Source organism: Haloferax prahovense DSM 18310 (assembly GCF_000336815.1).
In the GTDB taxonomy this organism is placed as follows: Archaea; Halobacteriota; Halobacteria; order Halobacteriales; family Haloferacaceae; genus Haloferax; species Haloferax prahovense.
Genome location: NZ_AOLG01000022.1, coordinates 1 through 921 on the forward strand (window position 1 = coordinate 1; position 921 = coordinate 921).

At 58.0% G+C, this 921-nt stretch carries 1 protein-coding gene; it reads left to right on the top strand.

The genetic code is table 11. From position 1 onward, the window contains the following. On the top strand, positions 1 to 600 hold a 600-nt coding region (locus tag C457_RS20315), incomplete at its 5' end, for a hypothetical protein (RefSeq protein ID WP_008093802.1). Positions 601 to 921: the final 321 nt, after the last annotated feature.

A 921-nucleotide genomic window follows, 5' to 3' on the forward strand; every position in this document is an offset into this window, starting at 1 on the left:
TCTCAGAAGATAGTCGGTGACGAGGCAGAAGTGGCGCTGCTGGACTGCGTCCGTGACGAAACCCTCTCCGCATTAGAACACGCCGATAGCCCAGAGTCCTTCGAGGCGGCCAGAGAGGCCCTCCTCTCACCGTTCCCCGAAGGAGCCACCCGGTCGTCGGTCCGTGAGGCATGGAACAAATGGCGAGCGACTGACGATGACTCAGCACTGGCCCGGGGCTTACACATCTCTCGTGTCTGGGATGGCGCTGGATTCGATCTCGTTGGACTCGCACACGACGACGGCGAGTTCCGACCAGTCAGATATGAGGCGAAGGCGCTCTCCGGTGGCCCCGTGAGCAACGTCCATCTCAGTGCGAACCAGATCTCGGTCTATCGCCGTGTGTGCCTACAACCCGATCCCGAAGAGGCGTGGCGGTATCGGGGCGACTGGCGACTCGTCGGGGTGCTCCCGGACGAGTCAGCCATCAATCTGAACGGTCACCTCGACGAACTCCCAGCACTCCTCGACGAGCTCGACGTCCAGGGGTTCACACACGACGGCATTGTCCTCCGGATCAATCGACGTTCGGATGACCGATCATCGGCCTTCCAAGGCTGAGGTGTCAAGCGTCGCTGGTACACATTCGACCGTATCATTCGATTATATGGAATCCAAAGTGGGACCTACGACGCCTCGTACTACGAGGCCCATCTCGTCAGAGCTGTCGAGAGTGTGCTGTCACCGCTCGGATGGAACCGAACAGATATTCGATGAAGACTCGCCAAGACAAGAGAGGTAAAGCTAGTAGAGTTCATAGCGACCCAGAATGGATGATTTGCCATGAGATGTCGATAGCGGACCTCTATCGAATTATTCCAGTTTCCAAGAGTGGGTCGGCGATGGTACCTTGCCCGAAGGACAGGTATCACCAGAGGTGAG